Annotated in this window: 21 protein-coding genes, 1 pseudogene and 1 riboswitch; of the genes and pseudogenes, 11 read left to right on the top strand and 11 right to left on the bottom strand. The window is 69.2% G+C overall.

Translation table 11 applies throughout. The features are described 5' to 3' along the window. Positions 1 to 26 precede the first annotated feature (26 nt). From ACZ54P_RS29320 to ACZ54P_RS29300, 5 genes and pseudogenes are all read left to right on the top strand, one after another. Entirely contained in the window at positions 27 to 890 is an 864-nt protein-coding gene (locus ACZ54P_RS29320; protein WP_465464802.1) for an alkaline phosphatase family protein, read from the top strand. Between the two features lie 68 nt (positions 891 to 958). Then, positions 959 to 1,576 (top strand): annotated as a pseudogene (locus tag ACZ54P_RS29315) (MFS transporter); the annotation flags it as partial. Positions 1,577 to 1,671: 95 nt separating this feature from the next. Then, the gene (locus ACZ54P_RS29310) at positions 1,672 to 2,661 is read left to right on the top strand and encodes a hypothetical protein (protein ID WP_465464801.1); all 990 of its coding nucleotides are present in this window, start codon (positions 1,672 to 1,674) and stop codon (positions 2,659 to 2,661) included. 10 nt (positions 2,662 to 2,671) lie between these two features. Next, on the top strand, positions 2,672 to 3,217 hold the full coding sequence (locus ACZ54P_RS29305; protein WP_465464800.1) for an isochorismatase family protein: 546 nt from the start codon (positions 2,672 to 2,674) through the stop codon (positions 3,215 to 3,217). 128 nt (positions 3,218 to 3,345) lie between these two features. Further along, complete coding sequence (locus ACZ54P_RS29300; RefSeq protein ID WP_465464799.1) at positions 3,346 to 3,495, top strand: VanZ family protein; 150 nt, start codon at positions 3,346 to 3,348, stop codon at positions 3,493 to 3,495. A gap of 17 nt (positions 3,496 to 3,512) precedes the next feature. On the opposite strand, the gene ACZ54P_RS29295 is transcribed toward ACZ54P_RS29300, so the two are convergent. The 3 genes from ACZ54P_RS29295 to ACZ54P_RS29285 all read right to left on the bottom strand — a co-directional run bounded on the left by ACZ54P_RS29295 (position 3,513) and on the right by ACZ54P_RS29285 (position 6,709). Beyond that, positions 3,513 to 5,204, bottom strand: coding sequence for a flavin monoamine oxidase family protein (locus ACZ54P_RS29295; RefSeq protein WP_465464798.1), 1,692 nt, complete (start codon positions 5,202 to 5,204; stop codon positions 3,513 to 3,515). Next, positions 5,201 to 5,971 carry a carbon-nitrogen hydrolase family protein gene (locus tag ACZ54P_RS29290; RefSeq protein ID WP_465464797.1) on the bottom strand — a complete coding sequence of 257 codons (771 nt, stop codon included), beginning with the start codon at positions 5,969 to 5,971 and terminating at the stop codon, positions 5,201 to 5,203. The genes ACZ54P_RS29295 and ACZ54P_RS29290 overlap by 4 nt, the downstream gene beginning before the upstream one ends. A 177-nt stretch (positions 5,972 to 6,148) precedes the next feature. Further along, positions 6,149 to 6,709 (bottom strand): DinB family protein, encoded by a 561-nt coding sequence (locus ACZ54P_RS29285; RefSeq protein WP_465464796.1) that lies wholly within the window; start codon positions 6,707 to 6,709, stop codon positions 6,149 to 6,151. 63 nt (positions 6,710 to 6,772) lie between these two features. Here ACZ54P_RS29285 and ACZ54P_RS29280 point away from each other — a divergent pair, with 63 nt between their 5' ends. After that, the gene (locus tag ACZ54P_RS29280) at positions 6,773 to 7,729 is read left to right on the top strand and encodes a helix-turn-helix transcriptional regulator (RefSeq protein WP_465464795.1); all 957 of its coding nucleotides are present in this window, start codon (positions 6,773 to 6,775) and stop codon (positions 7,727 to 7,729) included. A gap of 374 nt (positions 7,730 to 8,103) precedes the next feature. Further along, a complete protein-coding gene (locus tag ACZ54P_RS29275) occupies positions 8,104 to 9,354 on the top strand; it encodes a cation:proton antiporter (protein WP_465464794.1) in 1,251 nt (416 codons plus the stop codon). Positions 9,355 to 9,358: 4 nt separating this feature from the next. On the opposite strand, the gene ACZ54P_RS29270 is transcribed toward ACZ54P_RS29275, so the two are convergent. Further along, on the bottom strand, positions 9,359 to 9,868 hold the full coding sequence (locus ACZ54P_RS29270; protein WP_465464793.1) for an SRPBCC family protein: 510 nt from the start codon (positions 9,866 to 9,868) through the stop codon (positions 9,359 to 9,361). A 145-nt stretch (positions 9,869 to 10,013) separates the two neighbouring features. Next, complete coding sequence (locus ACZ54P_RS29265; protein WP_465464846.1) at positions 10,014 to 10,649, bottom strand: DUF4230 domain-containing protein; 636 nt, start codon at positions 10,647 to 10,649, stop codon at positions 10,014 to 10,016. Between the two features lie 110 nt (positions 10,650 to 10,759). Between ACZ54P_RS29265 and mptB the strand changes: the two genes are divergently transcribed. After that, a complete protein-coding gene (gene mptB, locus ACZ54P_RS29260) occupies positions 10,760 to 12,199 on the top strand; it encodes a polyprenol phosphomannose-dependent alpha 1,6 mannosyltransferase MptB (protein ID WP_465464792.1) in 1,440 nt (479 codons plus the stop codon). A gap of 134 nt (positions 12,200 to 12,333) precedes the next feature. Next, positions 12,334 to 12,402: riboswitch (guanidine-III (ykkC-III) riboswitch) on the top strand. An 11-nt stretch (positions 12,403 to 12,413) separates the two neighbouring features. Next, a complete protein-coding gene (locus tag ACZ54P_RS29255; RefSeq protein ID WP_465464791.1) occupies positions 12,414 to 12,728 on the top strand; it encodes a DMT family transporter in 315 nt (104 codons plus the stop codon). Between the two features lie 91 nt (positions 12,729 to 12,819). On the opposite strand, the gene ACZ54P_RS29250 is transcribed toward ACZ54P_RS29255, so the two are convergent. Next, positions 12,820 to 14,163, bottom strand: coding sequence for a carbohydrate-binding protein (locus ACZ54P_RS29250; RefSeq protein ID WP_465464790.1), 1,344 nt, complete (start codon positions 14,161 to 14,163; stop codon positions 12,820 to 12,822). 132 nt (positions 14,164 to 14,295) lie between these two features. Then, positions 14,296 to 15,279 (bottom strand): LysR family transcriptional regulator, encoded by a 984-nt coding sequence (locus tag ACZ54P_RS29245; protein ID WP_465464789.1) that lies wholly within the window; start codon positions 15,277 to 15,279, stop codon positions 14,296 to 14,298. Positions 15,280 to 15,625: 346 nt separating this feature from the next. On the opposite strand from ACZ54P_RS29245, the gene ACZ54P_RS29240 reads away from it, so the two are divergent. After that, positions 15,626 to 15,847, top strand: coding sequence for a hypothetical protein (locus ACZ54P_RS29240; RefSeq protein ID WP_465464788.1), 222 nt, complete (start codon positions 15,626 to 15,628; stop codon positions 15,845 to 15,847). A gap of 37 nt (positions 15,848 to 15,884) precedes the next feature. Here ACZ54P_RS29240 and ACZ54P_RS29235 read toward each other — a convergent pair whose 3' ends face one another. The 4 genes from ACZ54P_RS29235 to ACZ54P_RS29220 all read right to left on the bottom strand — a co-directional run bounded on the left by ACZ54P_RS29235 (position 15,885) and on the right by ACZ54P_RS29220 (position 20,548). Next, complete coding sequence (locus ACZ54P_RS29235; RefSeq protein WP_465464787.1) at positions 15,885 to 17,072, bottom strand: cation:proton antiporter; 1,188 nt, start codon at positions 17,070 to 17,072, stop codon at positions 15,885 to 15,887. Between the two features lie 91 nt (positions 17,073 to 17,163). Beyond that, positions 17,164 to 19,440 carry a protein translocase subunit SecD gene (gene secD, locus ACZ54P_RS29230; RefSeq protein WP_465464786.1) on the bottom strand — a complete coding sequence of 759 codons (2,277 nt, stop codon included), beginning with the start codon at positions 19,438 to 19,440 and terminating at the stop codon, positions 17,164 to 17,166. A 59-nt stretch (positions 19,441 to 19,499) separates the two neighbouring features. After that, positions 19,500 to 19,892, bottom strand: coding sequence for a hypothetical protein (locus tag ACZ54P_RS29225; protein WP_465464785.1), 393 nt, complete (start codon positions 19,890 to 19,892; stop codon positions 19,500 to 19,502). A 227-nt stretch (positions 19,893 to 20,119) separates the two neighbouring features. Further along, on the bottom strand, positions 20,120 to 20,548 hold the full coding sequence (locus ACZ54P_RS29220) for a DUF7927 domain-containing protein (protein WP_465464784.1): 429 nt from the start codon (positions 20,546 to 20,548) through the stop codon (positions 20,120 to 20,122). A 117-nt stretch (positions 20,549 to 20,665) separates the two neighbouring features. Here ACZ54P_RS29220 and ACZ54P_RS29215 point away from each other — a divergent pair, with 117 nt between their 5' ends. Continuing rightward, positions 20,666 to 21,592 carry a hypothetical protein gene (locus ACZ54P_RS29215; protein ID WP_465464783.1) on the top strand — a complete coding sequence of 309 codons (927 nt, stop codon included), beginning with the start codon at positions 20,666 to 20,668 and terminating at the stop codon, positions 21,590 to 21,592. Positions 21,593 to 21,610: the final 18 nt, after the last annotated feature.

The following is a 21,610-nucleotide window of genomic DNA, read 5'->3' as shown; positions in this document are numbered from 1 at the left end:
GTTTCAACCTTTTCCCAGGAGGTTTCATGTTCTGGAAACGGATCACGGTCGCGGCCGTGGCCGCGACCGGTTTGGCCACGGCGCTGATGGTGTCGCATCAGGACACTCCCGCCGCCGCGATCGAACCCGCGGCCGCGACGGTGCCCGCGTTCGACCACATCGTTCTCGTGATGTTCGAGAACAAGGACTACAAGGAGATCAACGGCAGCTCCAAGGCACCGTACTTCAACAAGCTCGCCGCACAGGGCGCCAAGTTCACCAAGGCGTACGGGACGACGCACCCGAGCCAGCCGAACTACATCGCCCAGTTCGCAGGCTCGACCCACGGTGTCGACAGCAACAAATGCCAGGATCTGGGGAACAAGGAGAACATCGCCTCCCAGCTGGCGGGTATCGGCAAGACGTTCACCGGATACGCGGAAAGCATGCCCTCCGACGGCTACACCGGCTGCACGAAGGGCAAATACGCGCGTAAGCACAACAGCTGGGTCAGCTTCAGCAACGTCCCGGCGTCGGCGAACAAACGGTTCTCGTCGTTCCCCAGCGACTTCACGAAGCTTCCCCACGTGGCTTTCGTGACCCCGGACCTGTGCAGCGACATGCACGACTGCGCGGTCGACACCGGCGACAAATGGTTGAAGAACAACCTCGACGCCTATGCCCAGTGGGCGAAGACGCACAACAGCCTCCTGATCGTCAATTTCGACGAGGACAGCGGGACGTCGGTGAACCAGATCTTCACCACTTTCGTCGGCGCCCACGTGAAGCCGGGTAGTTACAGCGAATCCGTCAACCACTACTCGATCCTCCGCACGATGGAGGCGGCGTTCGGCCTGCCGGGCATCGCCAACGCGGCGAACAAGCCACCGATCACGAGCGTGTGGCAGTAATCGGGTGAACCCCGCGGGCGTGTCCACTGTGGACACGCCCGCGCGGGCGGGAAAGGGTGGTCCAACGCGTGTACCTGTCTGCGATCGGCCGCCGGGAGCATCCCGGCGGCATGTCCAAGAAGTCGTTCGCCCTGCTGGGCGGGAACGTCTTCGCCTTGGGCACCGTCAGCCTGGTCACGGACGTCTCGTCGGAGATGGTGACGGCCGTGCTGCCGGTGTTCCTGGTGCTGGGGCTGCACCTCGGCCCCGCGGCGTACGGGGTGGTGGACGGCCTCTACACCGGCGCCACCGCCTTGCTGCGCCTGGTCGGTGGCTACGCCGCGGACCGGGTGCGGCGGCGCAAGGCGGTCGCCGGGCTGGGCTACGCGATGTCGGCGGTGGCGAAACGGGGGCTGGTGGCGGCGGGGTCGTCGGCGGCCGCCATCGGTGTGGTGCTGACCGCCGACCGGGCCGGTAAAGGCCTGCGAACCGCGCCCCGTGACGCGCTGATCACGTTGTCGGCGCCCGAGCACCTGCTGGGCCGCGCGTTCGGGGTGCACCGGGCGATGGACGGTGTCGGCGCGTTCCTCGGCCCGCTCGCCGCGGTCGGTTCGTCGACCGGAGTCGAGGGATTCGACGCCGTCTTCGTCACCAGCTTTTGCGTCGCCGCCTGCGGAGTACTGCTCCTGGCGTTGTTCGTCCGCGATCTTTCGTGGCAGTTCTGGAGTGCCACGACGGCGATCGCGATCGCCGCCGTCGCCGCCACCTTCGTTCTCTTGGCTCCCCGCAGGAAGGCACGACCGTGAACACCCGCACCCGCGTCCTGATCGCCGTCACCGGAGTACTCACGCTGGCCGCGGCCGCCGTGCTCTACGTCGGAGCAGCGGGAGCGCGCAATCAGCACACCGCCTCGGCGGGCACCAGCGGTGCCGTGACGCTCGACGGGCAGCGGTTGCTGTTCCGCAGCACCGCCGACGCCGACCGCGGTCACGTGTCCAGTGTCTCGGCGGCCGATCCGGGCGGCGCGCGGGCGGTGTCGGACGTGAGCTGCAGCCGCGTCTACGCGGCGGGCGGGACCGGGATCTGCCTGCGGCCGGAGACCGGGCTGACCACCCACCAGCTCGCCGTACTCGACAGCCGTCTCGCCGTCACGCAGGAGATCCCGTTGGTGGGGTTGCCCAACCGGGCGCGCGTCTCGCCCGACGGACGGCGGCTCGCGTGGACGGTGTTCGTCACCGGCGACTCCTACAACGGCGGCCGGTTCTCCACCCGCGCCGGCACCCTCGACCTCACCACCGACAACGTCGAAGGCACACTCGAAGACTTCGCCGTGACCGTGGACGGCAAGCCGTACCAAGCGGCCGACTTCAACTTCTGGGGCGTCACCTTCTCCAGACAACCGAACCGGTTCTACGCCACCATGTCCACCGGCTCCCATCGCTATCTCGTCGAAGGCGATTCCGCCGCCCGCACGATCCGGACGCTGCGGGACAACGTCGAGTGCCCGTCCCTGTCCCCCGACGAGACCCGCATCGCCTACAAGGCCGCCATCGACGGCGATCCCGCCAAGGGCTGGCGGGTCTCGGTGCTCGACCTCGCGAGCGGCACCGTGACACCACTGGCCGAGACCCGGAACGTCGACGACCAGCCCGCCTGGCTCGACGACCGCACCGTCGGCTACGCCCTTCCCCGCACACAAGGACATTCCGACGTCTGGGCGGTGTCCGCCGACGGCTCGGGTGCCCCGCGGCTGCTCATCCCGGAGGCCGAATCGCCCGCCGCGCTGCCCTAGGCTGCCGGACATGAAGGCAGCGCTGCTGATCGTCGACCTGCAGGACATGCTTGTTCCCCTCGTCTGGCGCGGCGAGGAACTGGCGGCCCGGATCGCCGCGCTGGCGCGCCGGGCCCGGGCGGAAGGCGTTCCCGTGATCGCCCTGCGGCAGATCGGCGCGCCCGGCACCGACTTCGACCCCGCGTCTCCCGGCACCCGGGTCAGCCCGCTGCTCGGGCTCGAACCGGTCGACGTGGTGGTCGACAAGACGGCGACGGACTCGTTCTACCGCACCGGGCTGGCAGGGCTGCTCGCCGACCGGGGCGTCGACACCGTGGTGCTGGCCGGGCTCGCCACCGACTACTGCGTCGACGCGACCACCCGGTCCGCGCAGAGCCACGGACTGGACGTCGTGCTGGTCGGCGACGGCCACGCGCCGTCCGCCGACGGCGACCCCGCCACTGGCCTGACCGCCGAGCAGGTCATCGCCCGGCACAACCTGCTCTTGAGCACGGCGATTCACCCCGGCGGACGGGTGCGCGTGGTGCCCGCGGTGGAGGTCGAGTTCTCGGCGTGAGCGGCCGTGATCATAGGAGCACCGCGCCATGATCACGAACTTCCCGCTCGACCACGCCGCCCTCGTGCCGGTGGCGATTCTGCTGGTCGCGCTCGTCTGCGCCAGTTCTCCCTGCCCGCCCGCTGACGATGTTCGCGGCGGGTTCGGGGCTGTCCGCCCTGATCGAGGCGCTGCAGGCGCTCATCCCCGCCATCGGCCGCGCCTGCGACACCGACGACCGGCTGATGAACACCATCGGCGCGGTCTTGGGCCCGCTCCTTGCGCTCGGCACAACGTAACTGGTGAAGCGCCGTGCTCAGTCCGGTAGTTCGATGGGCGCGATGTCGTCGTAGACGTCGCCGGGCCCCGGATTCGCCGGATCCGTCTCGCCGCCGAAGTGGTGCAGCACGCCCCACACCGCGTTGAGCGCCGTCTGCACCGCGCCCTCTGCCCAGCCCGCCGTCCACGAAACGTCGTCGCCCGCCAGGAAGAGGCCGCGATGGCGCTCCTCCAGCCGGTCCTGCACGAAATGCGTGAACAACCGGTGCTGGTAGCGGTAGTGGCCGGGCAGGTTGGCCTTGAACGCGCCCATGAAATGCGGTTCGGCCTCCCAGGACACCGTCACCGGGTCACCGATGATGTGCCGCCGGACGTCGACGCCGGGGTAGATCTCCCGCAGGGACTGCAGCATCACCTCGACCCGTTCGGACACCGAAAGCGGCAGCCACTTCAGCGAATCGTCGGCCCACGTGTAGGACAGGCAGATCACCGCGGGCGCGTCCGGATCGTCGCCGAGCAGGTAGGTGCCGCGCGGCATGCGGTCGGTGAGCGTCATGCTCATCGTGTCGCGGCCGGTCTCGGGGTCCTTGTCCAGCCAGAACGGCCGGTCGACCGGGACAAAGACCTTCGAGGACTCCATGTAGTGCGTGCGCTCGATCGCCGTCCAGTGGTCGATCGGGAACAGCGCCTCGTCGCACTCGATCTTCGACAGCAGCATCCAGCTCTGCGCGGTGAAAACCGCCGCGGGGTAGGTGCGGATGCGGCCCTCGGTGTCGGTCACGGTGATGTTGTTCGGCGCGGTGCGGTGCAGCCGGGCGACGCCGGGGTTCGGGCGGCCGCCGTGCAGTGAGCGCAAACTCGTCCCGGCAGGCCAGAACGCGAGGTCCTCCGGCGCGTGTTCCCACAGCCGCAACGGAAGTTGCCTGCTTCCGCCGGTGATGCTGCGATGCTCGTCGTCCGCGCCGGTGTAGACGACCCGCAGGATCTCCAAGATGGAGTTCGGGAAGTCGGTGTCCCAGCCGCCGGTGCCGAAGCCGACCTGCCCGAAGATCTCTCGGTCGCGGAACGAGGCGAACGCGGGCGAGTCGCAGAGGAAACCGTAGAACGTCTGGTTGTCCAGCCGCGGCACGAGTTCGTTCCACAGCCGCTTGATCGTCTTCGCGTCCCGGTCGCGGATGGCGGTCTGCATCTCGGTGAACGCGGCCTGCTCGTTCAGCGTGCTGTCCCAGGCGGCCGCGACCTTGCCGAAGACCGCGGGGAGTTCGTCCGCGGTGCGGGCGTAGTGGCTCTCCCCCTTGAGGTCGACGACGGTGCTCGGCGTTCCCGGGGCCAGCGGGTTCGGGAACGGCGTCGTCTCCAGGCCGACCTTGTCGATGTAGTGGAACAGCGCGGTGGACGCCGGCGGGAAGCGCATCGCGCCCATTTCCGCGACGACGTCTTCCGGGCAGCCGGGGAAGTTGACGGTGCGCAGGCGGCCGCCGATCTCGGCGATCTCGTAGACGACCGGGCGCAGGCCCAGCTTCATCAGTTCGTACGCGGTGACGATGCCCGAGAGACCGCCGCCGATCACCGCGACCTCGGTGCCGTGCCGCTCGGCCGGAAGCGTGCCGAGCCCGGCCGGATGGGCGAGGAAATCGTCGTAGGCGAACGGGAAATCGGGACCGAACATGGTGATCGGCCGACCGGCCCGCTCGTCGTGGTGGATCGCGGTCGGAACGGCGGAGGTCATGCGGTGTTTCCTTGTCCGGTCAGTGTTCGGTACAGCTCGGGCCGTCGGTCAGCCAGGTGGGTGTTCTCTTCGCGCGACGCGAGGAGCGCGTCACGCGTGACTTCGGCGCTGATCAGCTCGACCCCACCGCCCGCACGAGCGAGGACTTCGCCGGTCGGGGCGACGACGCAGGAGCGCCCGCAGTAGGTCAGTTCCTGTTCGGTGTCGCAGCGGTTCGCGTAGGCGACGAACAGCTGGCTCTCGTAGGCTCGCGCGGGTACCAGCGTGTCGGCGACCAGCTCGTACGGGCTCATCAGCGCGGTCGGCACCACGAGCAGTTCGGTTCCGGCCAGCGCGTGCGCCCGCACCAGTTCGGGGAATTCGACGTCGTAGCAGATCAGCAGCCCGACCCGGACGCCGTCGAGATCGGCCTGCACGACCGCCTCGGTGCCCGGTGTGAACCACGACCGGTCGATGTCACCGAACAGATGTGTCTTGCGGTAGTTCGCCAGGCGCCGTCCGGCCGCGTCGATCAGCTGGATGCTGTTGTGGACGTGTTCGCCGTCGCGCTCGGGATATCCGTAGGCGAGCGCCACACCGGTTTCCCTTGCCAGCGCGGACATCTGGGCCGCGGTGGGGCCGTCGGCCGGTTCGGCCAACGCATGGGAACGGGCGCCGATGTGGTAGCCGGTGGTGATCATTTCCGCGGCGATCACGAGATCGGCCCCGGACGCCGCGGCCGCACCGGGCAGTTCGGCGTAGGGGCCCTGGTGGATGGCGACCTTCATACCGACGACGATATCCGCCGCTTCACTGCGCCGATAAGGGCTGATCGTTGCGTAGATTTCTCACCAAACCTCGCTTCGCTGCACATCAGCACAATTCTGTGGCGATCTGTTGTGTGGATCACTGGTCTCGTGAGTGGTAATGACGGTTCTAACCGTCATTACCACTCACGAGGCGCGCTACGTGGACTTCTGGCCGTCGATGCTCTCGCGCAGGATGTCGGCGTGGCCCGCGTGCTGGGCGGTCTCGGCGACGACGTGTGCCAGCACCCGGCGCACGCTGCGTACCGCGCCCGGCTCGTTCCAGGGCGCTTCCGGGAGCGGATGGGCCGCGGACAGATCGGGAATCGACGCGATGATCTCCTTCGTCCGCGTGGCGACCTGTTCGTAGTACTCGAGGATCCCGGCGAGGGTGTCGCCGGGCAGCACCCGGAAGTTGTTCTGGTGGTCGATCGCCCACTGTGGGAACTCGCGCGCGGTCCCGGCGCCGAGGTCGGCCCAGGTGACGCCTTCGGGCAGGTCGTAGGTCATCGCGGACGGGCCCTCGGCCGCGAACCGCAGCCACATCTCCTCCATCGAGGCGACGTGTTTGAGCAGGCCGCCGAGGCACAGCTCGCTGGCCGTCGGGTGCTCGCCGAGTTGCTCGTCGGTGAGGCCGTTGGTGGTGGTGATCAGCGCGGCGCGGACGGTGTCGAGGGCTTCGAGCAGGTCGGCGCGTTCGGTGTTGTCGTTTTCTGGCACGAGACTCACTCTCGCAGGGGTAGAGGACAGGTTGTGGCCTCTATTCAAGGCATCATCGAAACCATGCCGAAGACCTCCGCGCGTCTGCTTTCGATGCTGTCGTTGCTGCAGGCCCGCCGCGACTGGCCGGGCGCGCTGCTGGCCGAGCGACTGGACATCAGCCCGCGCACCGTGCGGCGCGACGTCGACAGGCTCCGCGAACTCGGCTATCCGATCGCGACGATCAAGGGGCCCGACGGCGGATACCGGCTCGACGCCGGCTCCGAGCTGCCACCGCTGCTGTTCGACGACGAACAGGCGGTCGCGCTGGCCGTCGCGCTCCAGATCGCCACCACCAGCGGCGCGGGCATCGAGGAGGCTGCGATGCGGGCGCTGCACACCGTCCGGCAGGTGATGCCCTCGCGGCTGCGGCACCGGATCGACACCTTGCGCGTCACCGCCGTCGAATCGCCCGCGACCAGGGCGGATCCCGGCGTGGACGGCGAAGTCCTGTTGACGCTCGGCACCGCCGTCCATGCCCGCGAGGTCCTGCGCTTCGACTACACCGGTTCCGCGCTGCCACGCCGGGCCGAACCGCATCATCTGGTCACCTGGCACGGCCGCTGGTATCTCGTCGCCTGGGATCTCGAGCGTGCGGACTGGCGCACGTTCCGGGCCGACCGGATCACACCGCGCACCCCGACCGGGCCCCGATTCACCCCACGTGACCTGCCGTCCGCGGACGTGGCCACGTTCATCGCGAGCAGGTTCCGGGGCTCTTCCTCCTCCGATGACTGGCCGTGCCGCGGCGAAGTAATCCTCGATCTTCCCGCCGCCGAGGTGTCGCACTACGTCCGCGAGGGCGTCGTCGAAGAACTCGGGCCGCATCGGTGCCGTCTCCTGCTCGGCTCGTGGTCTTGGACCGGGCTGGCGGCGAGCTTCGGCCGGTTCGAGGCGGATATCGAGGTCATCGGGCCACCGGAACTCAGGGAGGCTTTCGCCTCGCTTGCTCGCCGCTACGCCAAGGCCGCGCGCGTTTAGTCCTCTGAATGCTGGTCAGGAATCGAGAAGCGACGCCAAGAAGTTCTCTTGAGGGGTAAGGCGAACGTGGGCGTGGCCGACACCACTACGACGCATCTCTCGAAGCCGCGACCGCTGCTGCCCATGTCGCGAAAACCACTTTCGGGACACCACATGTCCCCAAAGTGGCCTTCGCGACACAGCGGGAACACCGCTGCCCCAGCATCGAAGCCGCACGCCACGCTTGCCTTACCTCTCAAGACGCCGAAGGTCTCGGCTGCGGCGGTTGCTCGGCGCCCTTGTGGAGCGTGTCAGGCTGAAAGTCCATAAAGGACTAAAGTCGGCTACCGCTCCTCGTGCGGTTGCGCGAAGCCCCGGCCGGGTACTCCGCGCGCATGGAGCTACTCCTCGCCGGGGCCGGCGTTCTGGCGTTGTGCGCCGCGGTGCTGCCGAACCTGCTGCACGAACGCGCGTTGTCGATGCCACTGGTCCTGTTGGCCGGCGGACTGATCTTCGGGCTGCTCCCTTTGGGACACCCCTACGGCGAGGGTGTGCTCGATCCGCGATCGCATGTGCGCGCCGTCGAAGTGATCACCGAACTCGGCGTCCTGGTGTCGCTCGTGGGCGCGGGGCTGAAGTCGGACCGGCTGATCGGCTGGCGGTCGTGGAACTCGACGTGGCGGCTGCTGGCGCTCACGCTACCGCTGTCGATCTGCGCGGTGGCCCTGCTCGGCTGGTGGGCGCTCGCCCTGTCCCCGGCCGCCGCGCTGTTGCTCGGCGCCGTGCTGGCACCGACCGACCCGGTGCTGGCGAGCGATGTCCAGGTACCGGCGCCGCATACGGAGGACGGCAGGGGTTCGGACAACGAGATCAGGTTCACGCTCACCTCGGAGGCCGGACTCAATGACGGGCTGGCGATGCCGTTCGTGCTGGTGGCGCTCGCCATGGCCGGCACGGCGAGCACCTCTCCGGTGCCGTGGCTGCTGACCGAGGTCGTCGTCCCGCTCGTGGTCGCCGTGCTGGTCGGCCTCGCCTGCGGCCGGTTGCTGTCCTGGCTCATGTTCCGGGTGCGGCACGAACGGCTGCGCCTTGGCGAGTACTCCGACGGGCTGGTGGTGCTGGCCATCGCGTTTCTCCCGTTCGCGCTGTGCGAGTGGCTGGGCGGGATCGGCTTCGTCGCGGTGTTCACCACCGCCGCGACCATCCGCGCCAGCGAACGCTCACACGAGTACCACCGTGTGCTGCACGAATTCGGTGATCAGCTGGAACGGCTCTTCGTCGCGCTGGCCCTGCTCGGTCTCGGTGTCGCGCTGGGCGACGGGCTCCTGGCAGGCCTGCGGCTGGTCGAAGTCCTCGTGGCGGTGGCCGCGGTGATCGTCGTGCGCCCGCTGTTCGGCGGACTTGCCCTGATCGGCGGCGGGGCCACCCGTCCGGCGGCGACGGCGATCGCGTTCTTCGGCATCCGCGGGATCGGCAGTCTCTACTACCTGTCCTACGCGCTGGGGCACGGCGATTTCCCGATGGCCGACTCGCTCTGGCGTGTCACGGCACTCACGATCGCGGTGTCGGTCCTCGTGCACGGTCTCCTGTCCGGCCCGGTGATGCGCAAGCTGGAGAGCCGCGGCCTGCAGGAACCCGGCGTTTAGTCCGCTAAACGCGCCAGTCCCGGCCCTCGACGCGGGCCTTCACCCGCCGCAAGGTGGCGGCGATGTTGGCCCGGTTGGTCCCGGCGCGGTCGGGCTGGCCGGTGATCATGATGGCGAACGGGACGAACCACCGCGGCACCCGCAGCCAGTTCGTCACGGTGACCCGGCTGCCGTCGCCCTCGGGCCGGATGTCGTATTCCCAGCGGGAAATCGGCACGAAGAACGGCGTGCGCACGCGGTAGGCGAACCGGCTGCCCGGCTCGGCTTCGGTGATCTCGGCGTGGGTCACCCAGCGCCGCCATCCGTTGCGATTGCTGCCGGAGAACCAGTTCCCGACGGCGGCCTCGCTCGCGCCGCGGATCCAGCGGGCCTTACGGAGCTCCTCCGCGCACTCGGCCATCGCGACGGGGTCACTGACCAGCCGATACACCTTCTCCGGCGAAGCGTCGATCGAGACCTCTCCGGTGGCGAGCGGCTCGGTATAGGTCAGGGTGTGCTTCGGCTTCGTCACCATCGCGCCTCCAGTCGACCTCGTCAGCCCACCAGCACGCGGTGGCCTGGTCAAGGCCGTCGCGGCAAGCGCAGCACGATCGCGAAGATCATCGTGCGGCGGTGAGCGTTCGGAGAGCGCTCTGCGTCATCCGCGGACGAATCCAGGCTCAGCCGGCGGGTTCCGCGGGGAACGTCACCTGGAAGCCGAGCGCCGTGAGCATCCCGGTGAGCATCGCCTTCGTATTGGCCCTCGCCCGCTCGATCAGGCCGGAGCGCTGCGCGGCGTCGGCTATCCGCTGCTCGGCGGCCACGTAGAACTGTTGTTGCTGCGGCACGGACACCACCGCCGAAAGCCGGTCGATCAGCCCACGCTCTTGGCCGAAGACGTAACTGCGCTCGTTGTCCAGATTGGGTTTCGCCAGCCGAGGCTCCGGCAGTCGTACCTCGACCGACCGCCGGTCTTCCGACACGGTGAGCGCGTTCTCGACGATCGGCCCGAAATCGACGTACGCGTCGACCGAACCCGCCGCCACGAACAAGGTCCGTTCCCCGGCGATGCTCGCGGGCACCCACTTGACGTCCTTTTCGATGTCGACGATGACCTGATAGTCGCCGACCGCCGCGTGGTACTGGCTCAGATCGCGGACGGCCTGGAGCACCGCGGGCTGCGAGCGGTCCACAGTGGACGTTCCGAACGGGTTGAGCTTCGGCAGCAACCCGGTGAGCTGCAAGGCCGCCGCGACGACCAGGATTCCGGCCAGGGCGAACGCCCCGAGGCGCACCCAGCGTTTCTTCACGTCCACCACCGCCTCTCCAGGGCATGGGTACCCGGCGGACACCGAGCCAAAGCGTCCAGAGCCGTTTCTCGGACGTTCGGCGGAACCGGGTTCCGCACTTGGCGTAGTTTGGCCGCATGCAGAACGTCTTGCCCGCGCCGGAGAAGACCGGGCTGAACATCGGGACGCTGCACTGGGCGGGGTTCACCGGAATCGTCGTGCTGGTGCTGGTCACGTCCGGAATCGGTCTGCCATCGGTGCTGGTGGTGGCGCTCGGCGTCGCCGGGATGGCCATCCTCGTGCTCTCCTGGCTGGGCATCGGTCGGCTCGCCGCCGAGCTGCCGCGGCGGCGGCTGTACTGGATCGCCGTCTCGTGGTGCGCGCCGCTGCTGGCCGCGCGCCCGCTGTTCAGCGGCGACATCAACAGCTATCTGGCGCAGGGCCTGATCGCGGCCAAAGGAATCGACACCTACCTCGTCGGCCCGGCCGAGGCGCTCGGCGCCGATTCGCCGGTGACGCTGGCGGTCAGCCACTACTGGCGGGACACCCCCGCGCCGTACGGTCCGGCGTTCGTCGCGCTGGCGCGCGCGATCGCCCATATCGCCGGTGACGACCTCGTCCCGACCGTGCTGCTGCACCGATTGCTGGGGCTGGCGGGCATCGCGCTGATGGCGTGGGCGCTCCCCCGGCTGGCCCGCCGCGCCGGGGTCTCACCGTCGATCGCGCTGTGGCTGGCCCTGCTCAACCCGTTGGTGTTGTGGCACATCGTGGCGGGCGTGCACAACGACGGGCTCATGGTCGGGCTGATGGTCGCCGGACTGGAACTCGTCCTCATGGGCGCGGCGAAGACCGGCGCCGCCCGGCCGGCGTTGATCGCGGCGGGCGTGCTCGCGGTGAGTGCTGCCGCGAACGTGAAGATCGTGGCCGTCGCCGGACTGCTGTTCGTCGGCGTCGACCTGTTCCGCCGGGCGACGCCCCTCGGCCGGGTGGCGGTGGCACTCGGCCTGCCCGCCGGCTTCGCCGCGGTCACCGTGGCGATCTCACTCGGCAGCGGTCTCGGTTTCGGCTGGGTTCGGGTGCTTTCCGGGGTTTCCGGTCAGGTACACAGCTGGATGGCCCCCACCAACGAACTCGGCTTCCTCGTCGGCGGGGTGGGCAAGCTCTTCGGAGCGGATCTGACCGACAGCGCGATCGAGGTCTTCTCGCTCATCGGCGCGATCCTCGGCTTGGTCGTCGGGGCAAGGCTGCTGTGGCTCACCTACCGGGAGAAGACGCACCCGCTCTACGGCGCGGGGCTCACCTTCGCCGCGATGCTGGTCCTCGGGCCGGTCGTGCAGCCGTGGTATCTCTTGTGGACGGTCGCGTTGCTCGCCGTGAGCCTCCCGACCGACCGCGGACGCCGGATTCTCGCCGGCATCAGCGCCGTGTTCGGCGTCCTGCTCCCGCCCGCGAACGGCGGCGCCCTGTCACTGGTACTGGGCTACCTGATCGCCGTCGTGCTCCTCGGCGGAATCTTGCTCGCGCTGAAGCGAAAGAACCTCTTGCCGGAGATCAAGTTCCGCGAGAGCCGGACGTAAGGGCTCCACCGCGCGGGACCTTCACACCTTTCCCAGTACCTGATGGCCCCCTTCCTTGCGCCTGGCGCAAGGAAGGGGGCCATCAGGTACCTCACTCGGACAACGCCGCGGGGCACCCCTGTGCGATCCTGAAAGCGGAACCTCGTGATCGAGGTCCCCGGACGAGTGGGTGCCGTACCCGGCCAGCGACAAGACGGCGCTCTGGGAGCGTGTCATGTCCTGGCTTGTCCTCGTCGTTTCGGGTGTCCTGGAAGCCGTGTGGGCCACCGCCCTCGGCAGGTCCGAGGGACTGTCCCGGCTGACCCCGTCGGTGATTTTCGGCGTCGCGCTGGCGGCGAGCATGGTCGGTCTCGGTTACGCGATGAGGGATCTGCCGGTCGGTACCGCCTACGCGGTCTGGGTCGGGATCGGCGCGTCGCTCACCGTCGGCTACGGCATGTGGTCGGGAGCGGAAACCGTCTCACTGGCCAAGGTTCTGCTCATCGTGGGGATCGTCGCCTGCGTGGTGGGACTGAAAGTCCTGCACTGAAACAGAAAAAGGGACCGTCCCCGACGCACGGACGACGTCGGGGACGGTCGGGTCCGGGTCACCCCTGCGTGTGGCCCGGACGGCTAGGCGGTCAGGAGCGCGCCCAGAGGGCGGGAACGTTCGGCGGCTCCCAGCCGGCCTGAGCGGTGTGCGCCTGCAGCGCACGGTAGGAAACGCCGCCGTAGGTGACCGTCGCGCCCACGGCGTAGGAGGTACCCGCCGCCCAGGTGCCTCCCGGCGGGTTCGACGTCGTCGGGCTGGTCGGCGTCGTGGTCGGCGTCGTGGTCGTGCTGGACGGCGGGTTCGAGCCCGAAGTCACCAGACGCAGGCTGTAGACGCTCAGGATCTCCGAAAGCGGCTGGAAGTAGAACGTGCCGCCGGAGCTGCAGTTGCCGGAGCCGCCGGAGGTGACGCCCTGCGCCTGGTCGCCCGCGAGCCACGAGCCACCGGAGTCGCCCGGCTCGGCGCAGGCGTTGGTCCGGGTGAGGCCGGAAACGGTGCCCTGCGGGTAGTTCACCGAAGCGTTCTTCTGCTGGATGGTGCCGCAGCGCCAGCCGGTGGTGGAACCGGAACGGCAGACCGAGGCACCGATCGCGGCTTCCTGCGATCCCGCCACCGGCACGGTGCCCGGGTAGCGGTTCACCAGCGGCCGCGGCGTGTTGCCGGCGTCCACGCGGACCCAGGCGTAGTCGTTGCCGGGGAAGCTGGAACCCGCGACGGTCCCGCTCGGGTTCGAGGTGCGCGTGCCGGTCGTGCCGCAGTGCCCGGCGGTCACGAAGCCGCCCTCGACCGAGAAGCCGATCGAGCACCGGCCCGAACCGAAGGTGTAGGCGTTGCCGCCGATGACGTCGATCAGCGGAACCGGGCTTTCGGTGCTGGTCTCGACCCGCACCGCGTCGGCCCGCACGCCGGACGCGGTCGCCCACGTCTTCGCGGTGGCCTCGGCACCGGCGTTGGCCAGGACGACGACGGAGTTGGTGGTCGCGTCGACGTACCAGCCGGGCACACTCTTCGGCGCGCTGGATCCCTTGGTGTCCAACGACAGCTTCGCCGCGTCGAGCTGAGCGGCGCTCCGCGTGACGGTCTTCGGGATCGCTCCGGCCGCGCGGACCGTGCCCTCCAGCGCCGCGTCGGTGACGGCGACGGTCAGCGTGGTCCCGGCCGCGTCCAGCCAGGATCCGGCGTAGGACGAACCGAGCCTGGCTTTGAGGGCACTGTCGGCGTGTGCCGCCTTCTGCTCGCTCGCGAGGCGGGTTCTGGCCTGGTCCGGGCTGATCTTCAGGTCGCGCGACAGTGCCGCGACGATCTCCGACTGGACCTGGTCCGCCGCGGAGACGGTCTGACCGGCGCTGGCGCTCGGCGTCAGCGCGACGGCCGCGACCAGCCCGGCGCCGGTGATGGCCGCCGCGGCGGCCGCTACGATCTTTCGGTTCATTTAGGCGCTTCCTCGACACGTACCGGAGGGGATCTCGTCCCCGACCGTACGAGGCACCTCACGCAAAAGGTACATACCAATTAGGTCATATCCACCTCAGTGGACTGGACCTTTGAATGACCTTCGCGCAGGTCAGCGCACCGCGGCGTCCGTGTAGTCGACGCCATAACCCGGGTTCATCTCGAGGTATTTGGAGTAGACCGGCCGCCGGTCGATCAGTTCGCCGTACACCGCGCGGGACAACGCGATCATCTCCGCGGCGAAGGGGCCCATCTCCCCCCGATCCGACCAGCCGACGAGATTTCGCCAGCTCAGCGGATTTCCCGCGATCGGGACGGCGACGATACCGGGGATCTCGTGGAACAGCGGCTGGCACAGCACCACCGCGTGGCCCGATTCGACCATCTCGATACAGGTCAGGACATCGGTTTCGTACAACGAACGCGGGGTGAATCCCGACCGGGCGCACGCGGAGGCGAAACAGTCACCGAAGCAGCCGTCCCCCGGGGTCGCGCACCATCGTTCGTCCGCCAGCGCGCCGAGTTCGACCGAATCGTGCTGCGCTCGCTCGTCGCGTGCCGACATCAGCACGAAAACCGGGTGGTGGGCGAGGGTCCGCCACCGGAGACCGGGCGCCGGTGGCGGCGGGGCGTCACCGCAGACGCCGACGAAGGCGAAGTCCAGCGCGCCTTCGGCGGTCATGTCCGCGAGTTTGTTGGACGACCACGACGTATGCGTGGCGACATGGATGTCGGGATGGGTGCTGCCGAGGCGCTGCAGGAGCGCGCCGAGCATCGGGCCCGTCGCCGAGCCGAGCCGCAACGTGACCGGCTCGCCGGTACCGGTGTGCTGCGCGAGCCGCGCCGCCTCGTCGTGCAGCGACGACACGGCGGGGAGCACCATTTTGGCGCGGTCGAGGACGAGCAGGCCGAGCGCCGTCGGCCGGGTCCCGGTGTGATCACGCAGGAAGAGCTTCCCGCCGAGCGTCCGTTCGATGCGTTTCAATTGGGCGGTCAACGCGGGCTGCGCCATCCCGAGCGTGTTCGCCGCCTTGGTGATGCTCCCGAGTTCTGCGATCGCGCACATGATGCGCAGGTGGCGCAGTTCCAGCTCCATCCCTCTACGTTAGAGCGGTAACTGGACTGGACCAAGTGAAGAACTGCGCCAAATGGCTTCGGTCGTTCCGCCGCCGGCGGCACCCGGGACGAGGTTTTGGCCGCCGCCAAGGTGCTGACCAGGCACTAACACGCGGAATCGTTCCAGCGGCCGTGAAATGCCATCGATGTCAGGAATTCGGCGCCGGTCACCAGATCCGTGAAGAAATCCCTGTCCCGGCCCCCGGCGCCCCGCCTCGTCGACCGCCTCCGCCCACCGTTACGCCGGGATAACGGTTCGAAAACGGGCGCCCGCGCGGCCCCCGTCCGCCTCGTAAAGTGCCTTTTTCCGTGCCCAGGGGAGAGTTTTGTGTACATCCGCGAAGATCAACGGCGTCAAGAACATCCCACCGACGGCGTTCAAGCCGGGGAGGCTCGTCTTCGACGTGCCCGGTGCCTCCAAGGCGATCGTCGAGGACGTGCCCATGTACGCCGACAAGGTGGACATGAACACCTTTCCCTACGGCGCAATGGACGCCAAGAACGTGCAGACGCTGGAAGCGGCGATCAGGAAGGCCATGACCAGCTGAAAGCGGCTTCGAGCGGGGATCCGGCGGTCGCCGCGGCTCACGAAGTCTTGGACTTGCGGTTCAGGAACGCCGACGCGCCCACCCCGTGCGCGACGACACTCGCCAGCACCGTCACCGCCATGACGCTCAGCGCGACGTCCGCCGCGTCCCCGTCGAGCGAGTTGTAGGCCAGCAACCCGAACACGATCGACGCCGCCCCGCGCGGCGCCAGCAGGCCGATGGTCATCCGGTCACGCCACCGGAAGTCCGTCCGCAGCAAAGTGAGCAGCACCGGGATGAGCCGCGCGACGGTCAGCGCGACGACGCTGACGATCACCACCCCCCAGGTGAGGCCGAAGGACAGCACCAGCACCGCGGTACTGCCGAACACGAACCACATCAGCAGCCCGCACAGCGAACTGACCTCCTCGGCCAGCCCGAGTTCGTCCTCGCTGGGGTGCCGGGCGGTCTTGTAGGCGATCCCGCAGATGAACGCGGCGACGAACCCGTTGCCGCCGATCGCGACGGCGGTGGTGTAGGTCAGCAGCGGCAGCGCGACGGCCGCGACCCGCGCCGAATGCCGGGTGGACCAGCCGTGCCTGCCCGCCACGTTCATCGCCACCGCGGCCACCGCGCCGACGGCGGAGCCCACCAGCACCGCCAGCAAGGCCGCCGGGATCGCGGCCTGCAGGGCTTCCCCCGGCGTATTCGCGTGATGGTGACTCCCCGCGAGGGTGAGCGCGAAGATGAAGACCGGCGCGACGACGCCGTCGTTGTAGCCGCTTTCCACATTCAGCAGATGCCGCACGCGTTCGGGCACGCGGACGTCGTGCACCACCGACGTCGCGGGCGCGAAATCCGTGGGGGCGATGATGCAGGCGATCAGCAGCACCACCGCCCAGCCGAGGCCGGGCAGCACCAGCAGGCCGACGCCCAGCACGATCAGGATCGTCAGCGGCAGCGCGATCAGCAGCAACCGCACCGTTGTCTTGGCGTCGTGGCCGAGATAGCCGCCCTTGACCGCGGTGGCGTCCACGAACAGCAGCAGCGCGAGGATCAGTTCCGCGACGTTGAGGGCGATCTCGGTGTTGAGTCCCTCACCGAGGACGTTGCGGGTGCTGAACCCGATCGCCAGCCCGGCCACGACCATCGCCATCGGAGCGGTGACCCGCCACCGCTCCAGCCGCGCCGCCGTCACCGTCCACATCAGCACGACGACCGCGCCGACGAGCACGCTCTGGATCATCTACCCCGCCCCTCGTTCCCGGTGGACTCCCCCGCCACCGGGAACGAGCATAGAGACGGGACGACCGCCGCGGTCCACAAAGGAGCGACGATCACACCACCGCGCCGTTGTCGTCGCGCTTCCGTGCCCGCGGCGTCTTCCTCGCGGGGCGTCCGGCCCCTGGCCACCGCCGGTCGAGGAGGATGGCGACCGGGCCCGCGGTGGCCACAGTGGACACCGTGCCCGCCACGAGGCCTAGCAGGAGCGCGAGGGCGAAGTCGGCCAGCGACCCGTCCCCGAGGAACAGCAGCGCCCCGAGCACGAACAGCACACCGATCCCGGTGTTGATCGTCCTGGGCAAGGTCTGCAGCACCGCGATGCCGACGACGCGGGCGAACGGTTCCTTGCGGCGCTGCCCCCGGACTTCGCGTACCCGGTCGAAGACCACCACCGAATCGTTGACCGAATAGCCGATCACCGTCAGCATCGCGGCGAGGAAGACACCGTCCATCGACTTGCCCAGCCAGGCGAAGATCCCGAGGATGATCAGGACATCCTGGGCGAGCGCGGCCACCGTGGCGAGGCCGAGCCGCCAATCGAACCGCACCGCGAGGTAGGCCAGCTGCGCCAGTACCGCGAGGCCGAGCGCGACGATCGCCTTGGCGCGCAGTTCGGCGCCGAGGCTCGGGCCGATCTGCTCGTCACGGATCTCGGTGGTGTCACCGGCGACCCCGGCGACCGCCATCCGGATCCGCTCGGTGGCTGCCTCGTCGATCGGCTCGGTGCGTACCGAAATGTCCTTGTCCCCGGACATCTGCACTACGGCGCGCGGGAAGCCGGCGTCGGAAACCGCGTCCCGGACCTGTTCGACGTCGGCGGGCGCCGAGGTGCCGTACTCGATCACCCGGCCGCCGGTGAACTCCACGCCGAGGTTCGGCCCGGCCACCAAAAGCCCGGTGACGGCCGCGATCACGACGGCGCCCGCCACCATCAGCCACCGGCGCGGCCGGGCAAGGAACTCCGGATCGCGGCGGTTGACCCACCGGCGGACCCGGCCTTCGTGGGTGAGGCCGGATAGCCCCGGTTTGCGCGCGACCGCTCCCCGCATCGTGAGGTGCAGCAGCACCCGCGTGAGCACGAGCGAGATGAACAGGGCGACGACCACACCGACGGAGAGCGTCACCCCGAACCCGCGCACCGGGCCGGACGCCAGCCAGAACAGCAGTCCCGCGGCGAGCAGGGTGGTGACGTTCGAATCGACGATCGCCGACAACGCCCCGCTGAACCCGCGGCTGACCGATCGCGGCAGCGCACCACCGCGGTTGACCGCGTGTTCCTCTCTCGCCCGTTCGAAGACGAGCACGGTGGCGTCGACGGCCATCCCGATGGCCAGCACGAACCCGGCGAGCCCTGGCAAGGTCAGCGTCGCGCCGACGGCGAGCAGGGCGGCATAGGACACCGCGGCGTACGCGACCAGCGCGCCCACCGCGATCAATCCGGCCAGCCGGTACACCGCCAGCAGGAACAGCGCGGTCAGCGCCAGTCCGATCACGGCGGCGCGGGCGCTGGCGTCGATGGCGGCGGCGCCGAGCGTGGGGCCGACGGTGCGCTGCTCGATGATCTCGACCGGCGTCGGCAGCGCGCCGGCGTTGATCAGCAACGCCAGGTCCTTCGCCTCCGCCGGGGAGAACCGCCCGGTGATCTGCGTGCTCCCGCCGACGATCCCGACCCCGCAGGCGACCTGTGGGCTCACCTGCGGTGACGAGATCACCTTGTCGTCGAGCGCGATCGCCACCCGCCGGGTCGGATCACCCGGCGGGGAACACGCGGCCTGTCCGGTCAGCCGCTCCCAGGCGCGGCCGGAATCCCCTTTGAAGTCAACGGAAACGAGCCAGCCACCACCCTGCGAATCGATCGAAGACAGTGCCTCGTCGACGCCTTCGCCGGTCAGCGCCGCGGGCCCCAGCTTGAGCGGCTGGCCGCTTTCGTCGGGAAGGACCCGGGAGTCACCGGAGGCCGAGCCGGTGCCGAGCACGGGATGGAAGGACAGCTGCGCGGTCCGGCCGATCACCTCGACGGCCTCACGCGGATCCCGCACACCGGGTAATTCGACGATGATCCGGTTGTCCCCGGAGCGAGCCAGCATGGGCTCGGCGACGCCCAGCGCGTCGACGCGACGGCGCAGCACCTCGAGCGTCCGGTCGGTGGTCTCCGGTCCGGCGGTGGCGGTGGGTGAATCCTTCGTCTCCAGCACGATCTGCGTGCCACCACGCAGATCGAGCCCCAGGCGCGGGGCGGTGGTCAGCAACAGGTACACGGTCGCGGCGAGGACGACCAGCGAGACGACGGCTCGCCCGGTCATGCCTCGCCGCGCGGTTTCGCGCGGCACGACGGTTTCTCCTCGATCGGTTTCCCGGTTCGGGCACGCGGAAGACGCGCCCGTCAGCTTCAGACGGCTACTGGGAAAGGAGGAGCGCGATCCCCCAGCGCGAGGCGGTACGCCGCGCGGGAGACAGGAGTGGCTTCGGTGCGGAGCTCGCCGAGGCGGAGCAGCGTCGGCGACGCGGGCCCGTGCGGAACGGCGCCGAAGAGAGGCAGGTCACCGTGACCCTGCACACCCAAAAGCGCCGGCTCGGCGGCGAGCCTGCCCATGGCGCGTACCGGCGCCACGGCCTTGGAGAGCGACGAATCGACCGTCGCGTTCGCCCCGCGCGACTCGTCCGCGGACGCGGAATCAGCCGAGTGGAGCGCGAAGAACAGCCCGAGCGCGGTCAAGACGGCGGCGAGCAGCACCAGCACGGCCTGCCTGGCAGGCCGGTACGTCCGGCGCTCCACCGTCATCGAAACACTCCCCGGGGTTCTCCTCCGACACCCTACTGGCCGGAAACCACCGCCGTCGGTCACCTGTTCGGCCGCCATCGGGGCGGGTAGAGCGTGCGCGGCATGCTCCGGTCGGGCGCCGATGCCGTAACGCGCCACCCGCCGCGTCCAGGATGGCGGCCCGGTTCATCGTCGTGAGTGTTTGGGGTCGTTAGAACGACCCCAAACACTCACGACCTCGGCTGCGGTCAGGACTCCCTTCGTCGCCGTCCGGCCAGGAGCATCAGGGCACCGATGGCCAGCATTCCCAGCGCGAGCACCGTCATGGTCTTCACCGGCGAACCGGTGACAGCCAGTCCGGGCGGACGCGGCGTGGTCGGCGGCTGCGGTTCCGGCTTCTCCGGTGTCGGCGGCTCCGGTGGCACCCGGGTGTCCGTGCCACAGTCCGGGTTCGCGGAGCCGGGCGGGCAGTTGACGCCCGGTGTGTCGGATGTGACGGCGTTGCGGAGCCGGTGGTCACCGCGCACAGGCGACTTCACGGTGACCGCGTAGGTGACGGTGGCCTTCTTTCCCGCCTCGAGCTCGCCCTTCCAGGTGAGTTTCGGCGCGGAGTAGTTCACCGTTCCCCTGCCGGCCTTCACGGTGCCGTCGAAGGTGGCGTCACCCCGATAAATCACCTTGGACGGGACAAAACCCCCGGACGGGTGATGAAAACGATGTTCACCATCGGTGTCCACAACGGACTGTTCGGTGGAACATGGTGTTTTACCGAAAAAAATGCCACTCTCGACGGAGTGAACGACCTCAACTATCAAGGCTCCGGCCCGTACTGCTACACCCATTCCCTGTCGATGATGCTGGGCTCCGGCGCGCCGGGAACCGCCGTACTCGAGACGTTGACCGGCAGCCCGTTCGGTATGCAGCTCATCGGCGGCTCGCTGCCGCTCTTCGACCCGTTCGGCTGGGATCCCGAGTTCGGCATCGGGGACGCGCTGGCCGTCCTCGGCTGGACCGCGGCCACCGTCAGCGAAGAGGACCCGGACGCGGCCTTCGCCCGGCTCGTGGAAGGACTGGCCGACGGACCGGTCATGATCGGCCCGGTCGAAATGGGGTATCTGCGCTATCAGCCGGGCATGACCGGCCCGATCGGCGCCGACCACTATCTGGTGGCGCTCGCCGCGGACAGCGAAACCGTCACCGTCCACGACCCGCAGGGTTACCCGTACGCGCGGCTGCCGCGGACGGAGTTCGCCGCCGCCTGGCGCGCGGAGACCGTTGCCTACGGCAAACCGCACACCCTGCGCACGAACTTCGTCCGGCACACCGTCGTCAACGAGGACGCCGCGATCGTCGCGTCACTCCCCCGGGCGGCCGCCTGGCTCGGCGGCGAGAACGGGGCCGGGCTCCCGCCGGGCAGCCTCGGCAACGCCGACGCGGCCCTGTCGCTGGCCGAGCGGATCGAAGCGGGGCTTGATCCGGATTCGCGCGGGCACCTCGTCCACTTCGCGGTCCGGGTCGGCGCGCGACGACTGGACGACGCGGCGGCCTGCCTGCGCCGGGTGGACCACGGCGCCGCTGCCGAGATCGCCACCGCACAAGCCCGGCTGGTCGGCTCGTTGCAGTACGACCTCGTCACCGAAAACGACGCGCGCGCCGCGGCGACGCTCCGGACCCTCGCCCCGACCTACGGAGAACTCCGCCAGGCCCTCACCGCCTCGTGAGTGGTAATGACGGTTCTA

The organism is Amycolatopsis sp. NPDC034160, from assembly GCF_055575355.1.
This window is presented reverse-complemented; position numbering and strand designations above follow the sequence as displayed.